This is a genomic window from Actinacidiphila guanduensis (genome assembly GCF_900103985.1).
Lineage (GTDB): Bacteria > Actinomycetota > Actinomycetes > Streptomycetales > Streptomycetaceae > Actinacidiphila > Actinacidiphila guanduensis.
In genome coordinates this window covers 215,279-229,702 of sequence record NZ_FNIE01000003.1, presented here as the reverse complement: position 1 = coordinate 229,702, position 14,424 = coordinate 215,279, and the positions used below count along the sequence as shown (strand labels likewise).

General features: G+C 73.3%; 13 protein-coding genes and 2 pseudogenes. 7 read left to right on the top strand and 8 right to left on the bottom strand.

Going from position 1 to position 14,424, the window contains the following annotated elements:
* Positions 1-124: 124 nt before the first annotated feature.
* Positions 125-1,573: a WGR domain-containing protein gene (locus tag BLR33_RS07320; RefSeq protein ID WP_093783460.1), complete on the bottom strand. Its 1,449-nt coding sequence runs from the start codon at positions 1,571-1,573 to the stop codon at positions 125-127.
* A gap of 197 nt (positions 1,574-1,770) precedes the next feature.
* Entirely contained in the window at positions 1,771-2,628 is an 858-nt protein-coding gene (locus BLR33_RS07315) for a helix-turn-helix domain-containing protein (RefSeq protein ID WP_093783459.1), read from the bottom strand.
* Positions 2,629-2,741: 113 nt separating this feature from the next.
* Here BLR33_RS07315 and BLR33_RS07310 point away from each other — a divergent pair, with 113 nt between their 5' ends.
* Entirely contained in the window at positions 2,742-3,446 is a 705-nt protein-coding gene (locus BLR33_RS07310; RefSeq protein ID WP_093783458.1) for an SDR family NAD(P)-dependent oxidoreductase, read from the top strand.
* A 124-nt stretch (positions 3,447-3,570) separates the two neighbouring features.
* On the opposite strand, the gene BLR33_RS07305 is transcribed toward BLR33_RS07310, so the two are convergent.
* Positions 3,571-5,796, bottom strand: a complete 2,226-nt coding sequence (locus tag BLR33_RS07305; RefSeq protein ID WP_093783457.1) for a LamG domain-containing protein — start codon at positions 5,794-5,796, stop codon at positions 3,571-3,573.
* A gap of 188 nt (positions 5,797-5,984) precedes the next feature.
* Positions 5,985-6,119 (bottom strand): annotated as a pseudogene (locus BLR33_RS35940) (winged helix-turn-helix transcriptional regulator); the annotation flags it as partial.
* 23 nt (positions 6,120-6,142) lie between these two features.
* Between BLR33_RS35940 and BLR33_RS34210 the strand changes: the two are divergent.
* Positions 6,143-6,292, top strand: a pseudogene (locus BLR33_RS34210) (alpha/beta hydrolase); the annotation flags it as partial.
* Between the two features lie 100 nt (positions 6,293-6,392).
* Here BLR33_RS34210 and BLR33_RS07290 read toward each other — a convergent pair.
* The gene (locus BLR33_RS07290) at positions 6,393-6,830 is read right to left on the bottom strand and encodes a hypothetical protein (protein ID WP_093783455.1); all 438 of its coding nucleotides are present in this window, start codon (positions 6,828-6,830) and stop codon (positions 6,393-6,395) included.
* A gap of 309 nt (positions 6,831-7,139) precedes the next feature.
* Here BLR33_RS07290 and BLR33_RS07285 point away from each other — a divergent pair, with 309 nt between their 5' ends.
* Positions 7,140-7,799, top strand: a complete 660-nt coding sequence (locus tag BLR33_RS07285; protein WP_093783454.1) for a TetR/AcrR family transcriptional regulator — start codon at positions 7,140-7,142, stop codon at positions 7,797-7,799.
* Positions 7,800-7,848: 49 nt separating this feature from the next.
* On the opposite strand, the gene BLR33_RS07280 is transcribed toward BLR33_RS07285, so the two are convergent.
* Complete coding sequence (locus BLR33_RS07280; RefSeq protein WP_093783453.1) at positions 7,849-8,859, bottom strand: LacI family DNA-binding transcriptional regulator; 1,011 nt, start codon at positions 8,857-8,859, stop codon at positions 7,849-7,851.
* Between the two features lie 143 nt (positions 8,860-9,002).
* Between BLR33_RS07280 and BLR33_RS07275 the strand changes: the two genes are divergently transcribed.
* Both BLR33_RS07275 and BLR33_RS07270 read left to right on the top strand, forming a co-directional pair.
* Complete coding sequence (locus tag BLR33_RS07275) at positions 9,003-9,821, top strand: phytanoyl-CoA dioxygenase family protein (protein ID WP_093783452.1); 819 nt, start codon at positions 9,003-9,005, stop codon at positions 9,819-9,821.
* Between the two features lie 147 nt (positions 9,822-9,968).
* Positions 9,969-10,250, top strand: a complete 282-nt coding sequence (locus BLR33_RS07270) for a hypothetical protein (RefSeq protein ID WP_176930172.1) — start codon at positions 9,969-9,971, stop codon at positions 10,248-10,250.
* Positions 10,251-10,652: 402 nt separating this feature from the next.
* Here the strand turns inward: BLR33_RS07270 and BLR33_RS07265 are convergent, their stop codons facing one another.
* Complete coding sequence (locus BLR33_RS07265; protein WP_093783451.1) at positions 10,653-11,606, bottom strand: NADP-dependent oxidoreductase; 954 nt, start codon at positions 11,604-11,606, stop codon at positions 10,653-10,655.
* A gap of 127 nt (positions 11,607-11,733) precedes the next feature.
* Between BLR33_RS07265 and BLR33_RS07260 the strand changes: the two genes are divergently transcribed.
* Positions 11,734-12,306, top strand: coding sequence for a TetR/AcrR family transcriptional regulator (locus tag BLR33_RS07260; protein ID WP_093783450.1), 573 nt, complete (start codon positions 11,734-11,736; stop codon positions 12,304-12,306).
* Between the two features lie 64 nt (positions 12,307-12,370).
* Here BLR33_RS07260 and BLR33_RS07255 read toward each other — a convergent pair whose 3' ends face one another.
* Positions 12,371-13,210 (bottom strand): helix-turn-helix transcriptional regulator, encoded by an 840-nt coding sequence (locus BLR33_RS07255; protein ID WP_218136621.1) that lies wholly within the window; start codon positions 13,208-13,210, stop codon positions 12,371-12,373.
* 275 nt (positions 13,211-13,485) lie between these two features.
* Between BLR33_RS07255 and BLR33_RS07250 the strand changes: the two genes are divergently transcribed.
* A complete protein-coding gene (locus BLR33_RS07250; RefSeq protein ID WP_093783449.1) occupies positions 13,486-14,424 on the top strand; it encodes an SDR family oxidoreductase in 939 nt (312 codons plus the stop codon).

Sequence of the window (14,424 nt, the reverse complement as noted above, 5' to 3'; positions counted from 1 at the left end):
AGAGGGGCGCGCCTCGTCGTCCGCACCGCACGTGCCGCACTGACGTGGCTGTTGTGCCTGCCGTGACGGCAGCGGGCGGCCGGGCCGGGGTTCTCCTTCCCGGCCCGGCCGCCCGCGTGCGGGCTCAGCCCAGGCGCCTGATGTCGCCGCGGGCGCGGTAGAAGCCGCCGTGCGCGGCCGGGCGCAGCTCGGTGACCAGGTAGCGGGCGCCCGGTGTGCGGATGTCCTTCGGGAACTGCACGTGCCAGGCCGGCTCGTACCCCGGCGAGACCACCCGGACCCGGGTGCGGGACCCCTCCTGGTAGCACTCCACGACCACACCGCCCGGCGCCGAGACGTCCACCGCCGCCACCGTCCCCACCACCCGGGCCGGCTCCACCCGCTCCCAGCCGGTCGCCTTGATGTCCGCGGTCTGCGGCAGCCGGCCCGCGCGGGCCTCGCTGACCGCCTGCTCGCCGGCGTCCAGGCAGGCCAGCGAGCCGTCGGTGGTCACCAGGTAGAGCCGCCCGTCGTGGTACTGCATGGAGTACGCCGAGCCGCAACCGGTCGCCAGCTTCCACAGGCGGGTGCCGTCGGCGGCGAAGCAGTACACCGAGGAGTGGTTGTCGCCGGCGAAGACGTAGCGGCCGTCCGGCGAGGTGGCGCACGAGAAGACGGCCGAGTCGCAGCGGTAGCGGGCGCGCTCGGAGCCGTCGGACTTCGCCAGGCGGTGCACCCAGCCGCGCGCGGTGCCCGCGAACACCTCCTCCGGCTCCTGCCAGCCGAAGAGCACGCCGCCCTGCGTCGGGGTGCTCCAGCGCGGGACACCGTCGCGGGCGTACATCGCCACGCCGTGCGAGTCGCCGTGGTAGACGCCGTCGTCGTCGCACCGCACCATCCAGGCGTGGGTGCCCGGGCCGTTGCGGCGCCACTGGAACTCGTCCTCGTGGTCCACCGTGGTCACCCCGCCGCGGGCGTCGGAGACGCCGAGCACGCCGTCGTCGATGTCCAGCCAGAAGATGTCGACGTCCTCGGCTATCTCGTAGGCGACGTGCGGGACCTTGCCGCTCAGGTCGTACACCCGGCCGTCGTCGCAGCCGGCGTAGATCCAGAAGTCGTCGGCCACGATGCACTTCACGCCGTCCGGCAGGCCGAACCGGCCGGTGACGGCGCCGCCGTGGGCGAGGGTGAACACGTCGCCCGCCTGGTTGCCGACCCAGACGCGGTCGTCGTCCACGAAGACGCCGAAGGCGGGGGCGCCGGAGCGGAACCGCCACAGCAGCGGCGCCTGTTCGGCGGTCGAGCGCCGGCTGACGATCTGCCGGCGCGTCACCGCGCGACGTTGGCGGACCCCGCGGACGGCGGGCGCGTACCCCTTGCGGACCTTCGCGCCGATCTTCTTCGCCGCCTCGGCCTCGGCCTGCTGCGCGGTGGCGTACGCCGTCGTCCGCGTCTGCCCCTGCTCGCCGATCCGCCCATAGGTGACCGTCACCTGCAGCCCGTCGCGCACCACTTCGTAGAACTTGTGCGAGCCGCCGCCGTCCTCGGAGAGCTCCAGATAGGTGGTGACGGCTGCGGAGGCGGTGGCGGACATGGGTGTCTCCTCCATGGAGGGGTGCGGAGGGCGGAAGCGCGGTGCGCGCAAAGGTTCCTGACGGTGCCTCGGGTCGTCCGGGGCGATGGGAAGAACGCTAGTCGGGGGGTGTGACAGCGGCCCTGCCGCGGCTGCTGTGCCCCTCCTCGGGGTGCGGGTCAGGCGTCGGCCGGGGTGCCCCTCCGCGGGGGTGCGGGTCAGGCGTCGGCCGGGGTGGAGGTGACGGTGGCCAGGGCCAGACGGGAGGCCGCTTCGGTGCCCGGGCGGGCCGTGTGGACCACGATCTTGAGATCGGTGGCGGTGTCCACCAGGACGTCGCAGTCGACGTCGATGTCGCCCACCGAGGGGTGCCGGATGGTCTTGCGGTCCTCCGCGTGGCTGCCCACGGCGCCCTCGTGCCAGAAGCGGGCGAAGCGGGGGTTGCCGTCGATGCTGCGGCGGATGAGGTGGGCGAGCCGGGGATCGTGCGGGTAGCGGCCCGAGGCCCGGCGCAGGTCGGCGACGACGGCGCGGTCGGTGGCCTCCTGCGAGGTGGAGTCGACCGGCCAGGCACTGATGCGGGCGTGCTCGCCCGGGACGGGGAAGCGGACCCGGACGAAATTGCGCTCCTCGGGCGGCACCGTGCTCGGGTCGCCCAGCGCCGCGGCCCAGGCGTGGTTCCACCGGATCAGCCGCCAGTCCGCGGCGAAGACGGCGGTCGGGGCGTCGCCGAGCCGGGCGAGTACGCGCTGCATGCCCGGCGGGATGTGCTCGCCGATGACACCGGGCCCGGGTGGCTGCAGGCCGGACAGCCGGTAGAGGTGGTCGCGCTCCTGGACGGTCAGCTGGAGCGCGCGGGCCAGCGCCGCGACGACCTGGGCCGAGGGGTGGGCGGCGCGGCCCTGCTCCAGGCGGACCACGTAGTCCACCGAGACGCCCGCCAGGTCGGCGAGGTCCTCGCGGCGCAGCCCGGGCGCGCGGCGGCCGTGGCCGGCCGGGCGCCCGACGGCCTCGGGGGAGATCCGGTCGCGCCAGGCGCGGATGGTCGCGCCCAGGCCCAGCTCGTCGGTGCTCACCCCTCCAGTGTGGCCGGGAGGCGGCCGCGGCGCCGCCTTGGAGGGTGGTACTGCGGTTCCTACCGGCGGGGCGTCCCTGGCAGCGGGGCCCGCGGCGGCGCAGGCTCGGTGCCATGACCACCACACTGATCACCGGAGCCAACAAGGGCCTGGGCTACGAGACCGCCCGGCGGCTGCTCGACCTCGGCCACACCGTCGTCATCGGCGCGCGCGACGCCGGGCGCGGCCGGGCCGCCGCCGAGAAGCTGGGCGCGCGCTTCGTGCAGCTGGACGTCACCGACGATGCGTCGGTGGCCGCCGCCGCGGCCGATGTCCTGGCCCACGAGGGCAGCCTCGACGTGCTGATCAACAACGCGGGCATCGTCGGCACCCACGCCCCGGCCGAGGAGCTGACGGGCGCGGACGCGACGGAGGTCTTCGCGACCAACACGGTCGGCGTGGTCCGCGTCATCCACGCCTTCCTGCCGCTGCTGCGCCGCTCGCAGGACCCCGGCGGCCCCCGCATCGTCAATGTCACCAGCGGCCTGGGCTCCCAGGCCCTGACCCACGACCCGCAGCGCGTGGAGTCCACGGTCCACGCCCCCCTCTACCCGGCCTCGAAGGCCGCGGTCACCATGCTCACCACCCAGTACGCCAAGTCCCTCCCCGACGTGCGGGTCAACGCGGCGGACCCCGGCTACACGGCCACCGACCTGAACGCCCACAGCGGCACCCAGACGGTCGAGGAGGGCACGGACGCGATCGTCCTCCTGGCCACGGAACCCCCTTCCGCGGGCACCGGCCGCATCATCGACCGCCACGGCCCCCTCCCCGCCTGACCGAAAGCGCGCCGGCCGCGCGATGGCGGCATGGCGAAGGGGCCGGGCGGACACGTCCACCAGGCCCCTCGCGGTTCTGCGTTCGGGTCCGCCCGGCCCGTGCCGGTCTCCGACCAGCCGCCGATCAGTCCCCGATCAGTTCGAAGACCTGCGAGGCGTTCATCGCGCCCGCCCACAGGCTGACGGAAGTGACGCGGCCGGGCAGGTACGAGCCCCAGGACCCGCCCACGTAGCCCCTGCCGACCGCCAGGTCGCCCGAGCCGCGGACCGCGGTGAAGGGCACACTGCTGTCGGGGGAGCCGTGGAAGAAGACCGAGGCGGTGCCGGCCTGGGCGTCGAAGACGCCCGTCACCCGGACCGGGGTGTTCTGGACGTCAGGGGTCCACACGGTCACCTCGGAGCGGGCGCCGGAGATCGTGCCGTCGGCGTTGACCCGCCCGAAGACCCAATTGGTCAGCGGGTAGGAGAGGTCGTCGCCGCCGTTCGGGTCGGGGACGTCCTCGTGACCGGCGAGTTGGTACCACAGGCCCCAGGCCGAGCCGTCCGCCGAGCGCTCACCGACGACCTGGCCGACCCATCCGTCGGGCTTGTCGGCGAGCGCCGCCATGTCGGGCTGCACCAGGGCCGTGACGGTGAAGGACCCGGTGTCGTCCACCACCGGTCCCGGCGTCGTGGCCGCGCCGTCGCTGCCGTCCAGCACCAGGTCGGTGCCGTCGAGCCGGGCGCCGCCGTCGAGGGTCAGGTCGTGGCCGTAACCGCTGCCGTCGGCGAGGGCGGTGCCGCTCGCGCCGGCCGCGTTCCAGTCGACCACCTTCGCCACGCCCGGCTGCCCGTCGGCGCCGATCAGCTGGGCGTCCTCGAGTTCCTGCGACGCGGACAGGGTGCGCTGCCAGACCTGCACCTCGTCGAGGGAGCCGTGCCAGTAGCCGCCGTACGAACCGTCGTCGCCGGCCGCGCGGCCGAACTCCAGGTCGCCGGAGGCGGCTTGGGCGGCGGCTCCGGCCGGGAGGGTCACCGGCGATCCCTGCGGCAGGCCGTTGACGAAGAGGGTGAGGGTGCGGGCGGCCGCGTCGTAGGAACCGGCGAGCTGGGTCCACACGCCGACCGGGCCCGCGGACGCCTCGGCGAAAGCGGTGTGCCGTGTGCCGTCCTGGGTCCAGGAGTACGCGAACTGCCAGGCCCGGTCGGCGGCCGAGTACCGCAGCGCGAAGCCCGAGCCGTCGCTGCCGCTCTGGGAGACCAGGGTGCGGTCCTGGGCCAGGTCCGCGGGCCGTGCCCAGGCGGAGACGGCGAACGAGGCCGAGGGGTCGACCACTTGGCCGCTGGTCGCCGCGTACCCGGTGCTGCCGTCCAGGGCCAGCGCGCTGTCGCCGTCGCCACGTCGGCCCTGTGCGCTCCGGTCCGCGCCGCTCGCGGAAAGGGCGGCCGGGTGCCGGTCGCCCGCGCCGGTCGCGCTGTCGGCGGCCGGGGTGGCGGTGTCCCCGGCCTGCCCGTCGGCGAAGTGCCAGAGGCCGACGGAGGTGGCCGGCGGGGAGACCATGAACTGGCTCTGCGTGAGGCCCCCGTAGCCGACGCTGTCCCGTGCGCGCACGTGCAGCAGCACCGACCCGTAGACCTGCGGGGTGATGTCCACGGTCGCGGGGGAGCCCGTCACCTGGACGAACGGACCGGAGTCGAGCTGATATTCGTACCCGACCACATCGGTGTCGCCGTCGCCGGGCGAGAAGGTGACGGTGCCGGGGACGCCGGGACCCCCGTGCGCTGCGCAGTCGTTGGCCGAACAATCGGTGTACGGGGTGCCGAAGGTCACCTTCGGCGGGAGCGGTGCGATGGTGTCCACTCTGTAGTAGCACCAGCCGGTCGTGCTCGCGGTGCTGGGCGAGGAGAGGTGGCGGGTGCCGTCGGAGGTGTACGACCAGGTGGATGCCGCGAGGCGGTACAGCGTGCCCTCGGCGAGGGCTTCGGGGACGGTCTCCGTCGTGTGTGTGCCGTCGGTGATGTAACCGGTGGCCGGGTTGGTGACGCTCTGCACCTCGGTCCATGTGCCTTGCGGGTCGCGGACCTGGAGGTCGAAGTGGGCGCGCAGTTCGGCGCCCCGGGGGCCTTCACTGACGACGTGCACCCTCGCGGTCAGATCGGGTGTCGCATCCCTGATGACCGCGGGTGCGGTGCTGTCCGTGGCGCACACCGGCGCGATCCCCACCACCAGGCCCTGCTCGGTCGGCACCGCGGGCTCGGCCGCGTCGGGATTTCCCGTCCCCTGGGCGCTTGCCGCGGTCACCGGCAGGACCGCCAGCAACACGCCTGCGGCGAGCGCCGCGAGACCCTTTCGGTACCGCTTCGCGGGCATGCCGAACGGACGTATTCGTGCACGTTTCACGATCCCCACCCTCGTACGTACGAACAACTGTGCGGTGACGCTAGCAGTCGGCTGTGCGGCGTGAAGATCCTTTGCCGACCGTTCCCCATCTGTTCGCCTGCGGGCGAGTACGGCGGGTGCCGAGGCCGCGCGGTGGTCCGGCGGCGTGGGTCGTGGGCTCAGGGCCGGGGCTGCTGCCGCCGGTGTGCCTCGTTGGCCTCGTCCACCTCGTGCATGTGGGTTTCGGCCCAAGTGCGGACCGTGGACAGGGCGGATTCCAGGGAGAGGCCGAGGGGGGTGAGGCGGTAGTGGACGAACCCGGCCCGCCGCCGCGGAGTTGCGCCGCGTCACCGCGGGCGGCACCGAACTCGACGTCGCGGTCGCCGGGCAGGGCCCTGCCGTGCTGCTGCTCCACGGCTTCCGGCACACCTGGCGGCTGTGGACCCCCGTCCTCGGCGAACTGGCCGCGCGCCACCGGGTACGCGCGGCCGCGGCCGTTGCACGCGGGCTTCGGGCGGGGCCCCTGCGGGCAACGGCCCCGCCGCCCTCGCCAGCAGAGCGCCCCTACCGCACGGGCCCGGCCGAGTTCAGGCGCATATGAGTTCCTTGACCGCCTGGAACTCCTCGTACTCACTGCGCTGTTCGACCGGCAGCTGGTAGAAGCCCGCGGCGATCTTCGGTACCGACGGGATGACGACCAGCCGGAACTTCTGCCCCTCCGTGGTCGAGACGTGGAACCGGCCCTGAAGGTCGCGCTTCTTGACCGGGCCGCGGTTGGCGTCGGTGATCACCACCGGGGTGCCCGGCACGATCCGGCCCTTGTCCTCGTCCACCGGCAGGATCACCAGGTCGGTGCTGCCCGGCCGGAACCCCACCGCGTAGTTGTAGACGGTGGTCGTGCGGAACACGATGTAGTTCCGCTGCTTCATGTCCGAGGCGTACACCTTCGTGTACTGCGCTCCATCGGGGACGGCCGCGTCGAAGGCCGCGTGCAGCGCCGCCTTGATTTCTTCCTTGCTCGCCACTGTGCGTTCCTCACGTTCGATGTGACGCCGAGTCAAGTGATGCAGGGCATGGGTGGGTTCGGTCCGCGGCGGCTTGCCCTTCGTACGAGGGCGCGGCGCGGACGACGGCGTTGACTGTACAGCTAGCCAATGAAAATGCCCAACCGCTCAACAGGCCCTGCCGCAACGGCGGTTCACCCGGTGTGCCGGGCGGGCGCGATGGCCCGGGCGACCTGCGGCGCAGTGCCCGGGAGCTGCAGGCGACAATGGAGCGGCTGCCGGACGAGGTCCGTCCGGCACGGCAGCGGGGACGCGTACTGAGGGGGCGGCATGTCGCCACGATCGGCGAAGGCCAACGAGGAGATGCGGGCGCGCTCGCGCGAGCGGATCCTCCTCGCCGCTCTGGAGGTCTTCGCGGAGAAGGGCTACCACGCGGCCACCATCTCGGAGATCACCGCGCGGGCGGGCGTCTCGCGCGGCCTGCTCACGTACTACTTCCCCGGCAAGCAGGACCTCGTGGACGAGCTGCTGGACCGCTACCTGGACGAGGTCTCCGGCATCCTCGCCGTCACCGGCACCCCGGACGAGCGGCTGGCCGCGATCATCGACGGCGTCCTGACGGCGGCGGCCCTGACCGTCCCGGTGCAGCGCATGACGCTGAGCCTGGTCGTCAGCCCCGCCACGCACCCGCGCTTCGCCGCCGCCGAGTCACGCCAGGAGGAGCGCGTCGCCGCCCTGGAGGACGGCCTGCGCGAACTGTTCGCGGCGCGGGGCGCGGCCGACCCGGCCGTCGAAGAGGTGCTGTTGCGCAGCGTGTTGGAGGGCGTCATCTTCAAGACGGCCGTCTACGGCGAGGAGTACCCCGTGGAGCCGATCCGCCGCCGCCTCTACGCCCTCTACGGCCTCCCGGCCCCGGCCGCCGACCTCCCGGGCCTGCCGACGCGGAGAGTCGACCGGATGCGGGCGGGCCGCACGGCCGACGGGGGCTGAGGGCGGGCGCGTACGTGCGTGGACAGTGGCGGGAGCCCGCCGTGCCGCTTCAGCGGCCTGTGCTCTCGCGGACCACCAGGCGGTGGGGCACGGTGATCCGCCGGGCGGGCAAGTGGTCCAGGCGCCCGTAGACGCGGTCGGCCAGGCACTGCAGGGTGCTCGCCGCGATCTGGTCCTTGCGCGGGGAGATCGTGGTGAGCCCGGGTGTCGCGTAGCGGCCGTCCTCGATGTCGTCGAAGCCGGCGACCGCGACGTCCCCCGGCACGTCGAGCCCGCGCCGCTTCGCCTCGTACACCGCGCCGAGGGCCAGTTCGTCGCTGAAACAGAACACCGCGTCCGGCGGGCTGCCGTGATCCAGCAGCCGGCCCATGGCCCGGCGCCCCTCCTCGCGGTGCAGCGAGGCGACGGGCACCTCCAGCGCGGGGTCGATCGTACGGCCGGCCGCGGCCAGTGCCTCGTGCATGCCCCGCAGCCGCAGGGCCGCGGTCCCGTTGCCGAGGTGCGGCTGCGAGCCCACGGCAGCCACCCTCGTACGGCCGCTCTCCAGCAGGTGGGAGGTCATTTCGCGGGCCGCCGCCACATTGTCGATCACCACGTGGTCGGCTGCCCCCTGCGGGTCGCTCTCGCCGAGGACCACCAGCGGCGTACCGCCGGTGTGGCGGCGCAGTTGCTCGGTGCCGATCGCCCAGGGGCTGATCGCCATGCCGTCCAGGGTGTTGCTGGCCCTCCCGGACAGGAACTCCAGCTCCCGCTCGGCCGAACCGGCGGTCTGCTCGATGAGCAGGGTCCATCCGCGCTCCCGGGCGGCCTCGACGAGCAGCCCGGCCAGCTCCCCGAAATAGGGGGAGTGGATCTCGGGGATCGCCAGACCGATCAGGCCGGTGCGGCCCTGGCGGAGGTTGCGGGCGGCCAGGTTCGGCCGGTACCCGAGTTCGTCGATGGCGCGCCGCACGCGGGCGCGGGTGTCCGGGGCGACGGCCGGGGCGTTGCTCACCACGTTCGAGACGGTGCGCACCGAGACGCCGGCCCGCTCGGCCACATCCTTGAGCCTCGCGGCCACCCCGCCACCCCTTCCCACCGCCAGGGCCACTCCTGCGCACCGGGATCATCGCACGACGGCAGGTGTGCCGCGCCTATTGCAACGTTGCATGCTTCGTGGCAAAACTGGCAGGGAACCCCACCCGAACCCCTTGAGGAGGCCCTGTGTCACCCGCTCCCGACCCGGCCACCGCCGTCCAGGCCCTGTACGGCGACGGCATCACCGCACTGCGCGGCGCCTTCCCCCCGGAATGGGCCGACGCCCTGCGCGAGGACATCGAGACCGCCTTCGCCGAGGCACGGCGGCGCCCGCGCGGCGCGGTCGGCCGGGGCCCCCACCGGTACTACGTCGAGATCCACCCCGAGCAGATGCGCGGCTTCGCCGACCTCGCCGGGCACCCATGGGTGCGCGCGGTCTGCGCGGCGGTGCTCGGCCCGCAGTACCGCATCGTGGAACTGGGCTTCGACATCCCCCTGCCGGGTGCCGTCGACCAGCCCTGGCACCGCGACTTCCCCTCGCCCGAGCCGACCTGGCGGGAGCGCAGGCTGACCTCGCTGGCGTTCAACGTAACCGCGGTGGACACCGCGGAGGACATGGGCCCCTTCGAGATCGCCCCGGGCACCCAGTGGGAGCGCGGCGACGACTTCGACCACGCGATGTTCCCACCGCGCTCCTCCTTCCCCCGCTACGCCGCGCGCGCCGTGCGGAAGTATCCGCGCCGTGGCGACATCTCCGTGCGGTCCGCGCTCGCCGTCCACCGGGGCACCGCCAATCGGTCGACGACAGCCCGCCCGGTCCTCGTCCTCGGCGTCGACGCGCCCGGGGCGGGCAACGACGCGCACCACGACATGGCCGTCACCCACGAGGCATGGCGGAAGCTGCCCGCGTCCGTCCGCGACCACCTGCACTGCGCCGTGGTGGACACGCTCACGCCGGTGGAGCAGAAGCACACCATCGAGGGCCTCGTGATGGGCGAGGCGTGACTGTGCCCGTGGGCGGTCACCACGGGCTCGTACGGTTCCCGGGCGGGCGCGACCGGGCGGGAAACTGCGCGCCGGCCGGTGTGAGAGGCGGCTTCGGGGTCACCCGAGACGGGCACGGCTTCGAGGAAATCGGGAAAGGAGCCAGCGGTGATCATCAAGAAGCTGCACGACCTGGGATTTCGCAGCGAGCATGCCTACCTCGCCGCCTTCGGCAGTATCGGTCTGTCCGTGGTCAGCTGGATCGGCAGCCTGAAGGCAGAACCCGGGCAGGATCTGGCCCGTGCCGACCGGTGGGGCATCTTCGTCGGTGAATGGGCGCCGACGTTCTTCGGCCTCGGGCTCGCCCTCTCGCAGTTCGAGCAGCAGGACGGCACGCTGCAGGAGAGCGGGGTGCCGCACCTGCGCGAAGCAGCCAAGGGCGCAGCATAGGGGCGCCCACCCGGCGGGGGAGCGGCAGTGCCGCAGCCAGCGATCGGCTGCGGCACCGAGGGGACCGGCGCGCGGCGCTCGTTCGGTCATGGCGCGGCGGTGGGGGTTCGCGGGTTCACCTGTCGCGGGTGTTCCACCCTCGCTCCGGCCGACGCGGCCGCCTCTGCCGCTGGAGCTTGCATGGGGGCGCGGTGGGCCGCTCGCACTGCGGGACGTGACGTTGGTACGGCAGCGCGACGCGGATGCCTGCGGTGCCGAACTCCCACGGCCGGGAGGCCCGTTCGGAAGGCCACCGGCCCGCGAACGGCCAGCCCTGCCCCGTCCGTGAACGTCCGCTCGCCGGAGCGGAGTTGCCCGCCGCCCACGCCGTGCGGGTCGGACAGCCGGTTCGGTGAACGACGGCTACAGGTCGATGACGACCTTGCCGTGGACGTGCCGGCCGGCCTGGAGCTCCACCGCGATGCGGATCTGCTCGACCGGGAAGGTCGCCGCGATGGGGACGCGCAGCCGTCCCGCCGCGACCAGGCCGGCGATCTCCTCCAGGGTGCCGGGGGCCGCGTCGGCGCCGTTCGCCGGGGTGATGCCGTCGATCTGGGCGGCGATGGTGGTGATGCGCGCGTCCGGAACCCCGAGTTCCCGCGCGGCCTGCACCGTCTCCGTCCCGTACAGGTCGATCGCCGCGGTGACACCGCCGGGGGCCAGGGCGCGCACCCGGTCGGCGAGGCCCTCGCCGTAGGTGACCGGCTCGGCCCCGAGGCCGCGCAGGGCGTCGGCCGAGGCCGCCGATCCGGTCCCGATCACCCGGGCGCCGGCGAGGCGGGCGAGCTGGACGGCGAACACGCCGACGCCGCCGCCCGCGGCGCCGATGAGCACGGTGTCGTCCGGGCCGGGGCTGACGACGGCGAGGGCGGCGGCGGCCGTGCACCCCGCGATGGTGAGGGTGGCGGCGGTGCGGTCGTCGACGCCGTCGGGGGTGCGGTGCGCGTCACCGCCGGCCGCGATGGTGCCCGCGAGGTCGATCAGCACATGGTCGGCGACGGCGCGGGAGAGGGCGCCGCCGAACACCCGGTCGCCGGCCGCGAACCCGGCCACACCGTCGCCGACCTGGTCCACCACACCCGCGTAATCGGTGCCGAAGCCGCACGGCAGGTCCAGGCCGAACCGGGCGGCGGTGGCGGCGTCGGAGGTCATGTACCAGTCCATCGGGTTGAGCCCGGCCGCGGTGACGCGCACCCGGATCTGCCCCGGGCCGGCCTGCGGCGCGGGCACGTCGCGGACGGTGAGGGCCTCGGGGCCGCCGAACGACTCGAACACGACCGCCCTGCTGGTGGATGCCGTGGTTTCCTGCGTGCTCATGCGTCTCCTCGGGGACGTCGTACGAGGGGCGGGGCCGTACGGGGGCCGGCGCCGTGCGAAGCGAAGCGGAAACGGACTATGATCCGTTTATCAGGGGCACCGTAACACAATCGGAGCGTGATCCGTTTTGGTGGAGTCAGGCGCGCGCGGGCAGCGGGCGGACGCGACCCGCAATCGCACGCAGCTCCTGGAAGTGGCGACCCGGGTCTTCGCGTCGGCCGACACCGAGCCGTCGATGCGGGCGATCGCCCGGGAGGCCGGAGTCGGCATCGCGACGCTCTACCGGCACTTCCCCACCCGCGAGTCCCTGGTGGACGCGGTCTACCGCGACCAGGTCGCGCGGCTCACCGCGGGCGCCGGCGCACTGCTCGCGCAGCTCCCCGCGCCCGAGGCGCTGCGCCGCTGGACGGACCTGTTCGGGGAATGGATCGCGACGAAGAACGGCATGCTCGACACCCTGCTCGCGATGATCGAGTCGGGCGAGATCGCCCATGCCGCCACCCGCACGGAACTGCTCGCGGCGATCGACACGATCCTGGCCGCGGGCCGCACCACGGGCGAGCTCCGCGCGGACGTCACGGCCGAGGACATCGCGGCGGCCCTGATCGGCATCTTCACCGTGGCCCCCACGCCCGAGCACACCGCGCGGGCGAACCGCTTGCTGGACCTCCTGATGGACGGCCTGCGGGCGGCGGCGTGAACCGCCCGTTCCTGGCGCACGGCCGCGGCGCCCGGCTCGGACCTGCTCGGTCCGCCGGAACGCCTCAGTGCAGCCGGGGGCCGATGACGGAGAGCAGTTGCAGCTTCTCGTAGCTCTCGCTGCCGGGAACTGCGGTGTAGACGAGCAGCGAGTGGGCTTCGACCGGGTCGACCAGACGCTGGCAGGCCAGGTCCAAGGTGCCGACCTCGGGGTGGACGAAGCGCTTCGTCTCCTCGGGGGTGATGCCGATCTCGTGCTCGTTCCACACCGTGCGGAACTCCTCGCTCCGGGCGAGGAGGAGGTCGGCGAGGTGGGCCGCACGGGAGCCGGGGCCGCGCAGGGTGGCGATCTGGCGCAGGCCCGAGGCGAACATCCGTGAGAGGAATGCGTGGTCCTCGGGCGCGTAGATCCGGCGTGCGGCGGGGTCGGTGAACCACCGGAAGCCGCTGCTGCGCTCCGGCCCGCTGAATCCGGTGGTGTCGCCGGTGAGCGCCACACCCAGCTCGGTCTGCCGGAGCGTCTCCCCGAGTTCGGTGACGATCTCCGCGGGGGTGTCCTGGAGGCGGTCGAAGATGCGGAGCATGCCGGGGCTGACGTAGTCGAGTCCCGCGCCGCGGGTGGGCGGGTTGTGCCCGGCCAGGCGGAAGAGGTGGTCGCGCTCGTCGAGCGAGAGGCGAAGGCCCTGCGCGATGGAGGTGATCATCTGTTCCGACGGCCGCGGTCCCCGCTCCCGTTCGAGGCGCGCGTAGTAGTCGGTCGACATATGGCAGAGAACCGCCACCTCCTCGCGCCGCAGCCCGTCGGTTCGGCGGCGCTGCCCGCGCGGAAGACCCACGTCCTCCGGTTGCAGCGCCCTCCGCCGGCTCCTCAGGAACTCCGCCAGCCCGGCTCGATCGATCACCACGCCCTCCTTTGCTGATACGTCCTTCCTACCGCCCGCGCTTCTTCGCAGCCACGACCTGCCGATCCCCCCTTCCGCGACCCTTCCCGCTGTCCCCCCGCGGGGCCGCACGAGTCGTCGTCCAGGAATCGGCGCAGCGCCCGCGGGTACCCGCGGTGTAGAGACGCGGATCGGCGATCCGTGGACAGCCGGGCCCTGAATCCGCGGATGCCGGGGTTCCAGCATGGATTCCACAGACCGGCGTGCGGAATCGCGCCTCGGAACGAAAAGGCCAGCTCATGACTCGGAACATCGACATCGTCATCCCCGACCTGTCCGGGAAACTCGCCGTCGTCACCGGCGGGAGCGACGGGATCGGCTTCGTCGTCGCCCATCGGCTCGCCCGGGCGGGCGCGGAAGTGATCATGCCGGTCCGCAACCCGGCCAAGGGCGAGAAGGCCGCCGGCCTCATCCGCGACCGCGTGCCGGGCGCGAAGATCTCCACCCGGCCCCTCGACCTCGCCTCGCTGGAATCGGTCGCCGCCCTCACCGACCGGCTCAGGGAAGAGGGCCGCCCGATCGGCATCCTCATCAACAACGCCGGCGTGATGACCCCGCCGAGCCATCAGGTCACCAAGGACGGATTCGAGCTGCAATTCGGCACCAACCACCTCGGGCACTTCGCCCTCACGCTCGGGCTGCTGCCCCTCCTGCGCGAGGGCAGGGCCCGGGTCACCCACCAGACGAGCGTCGCCGCCCGCAGCGGCGCGATCAACTGGGACGACCTGAACTGGGAGCGCGGCTACGACGTGCGGAAGGCCTACAGCCAGTCGAAGATCGCCGTCGGTCTGTTCGCCCGCGAACTCGACGCGCGCAGCGCCGCAGCGGGATGGGGCATCACCAGCAACCTCTCCCACCCTGGCGTGTCCCCCACGAACCTGCTGTCCGCACAGCCCGGCATGGGACGGCAGAAGGACACCGGTGCGGTCCGCGTGATCCGCGCACTGTCCCGCATGGGCCTCCTGCTCGGCACCCCCGACACCGCCGCCCTGCCCGCGCTGCTGGCCGCGACCGGCCCGGACGCGCAGGGCGGCCTGTTCTACGGCCCCAGCGGCCCCGGCAACCTCGGCGGCCCTCCCGCGCAGCAGGAGCTGTGGCCCCCGCTGCGTGACATGGACGAAGCCCGCAGGGTCTGGGAAGCCTCCGAGCAGCTGATCGGCATGAAATCCCCCGCCTGA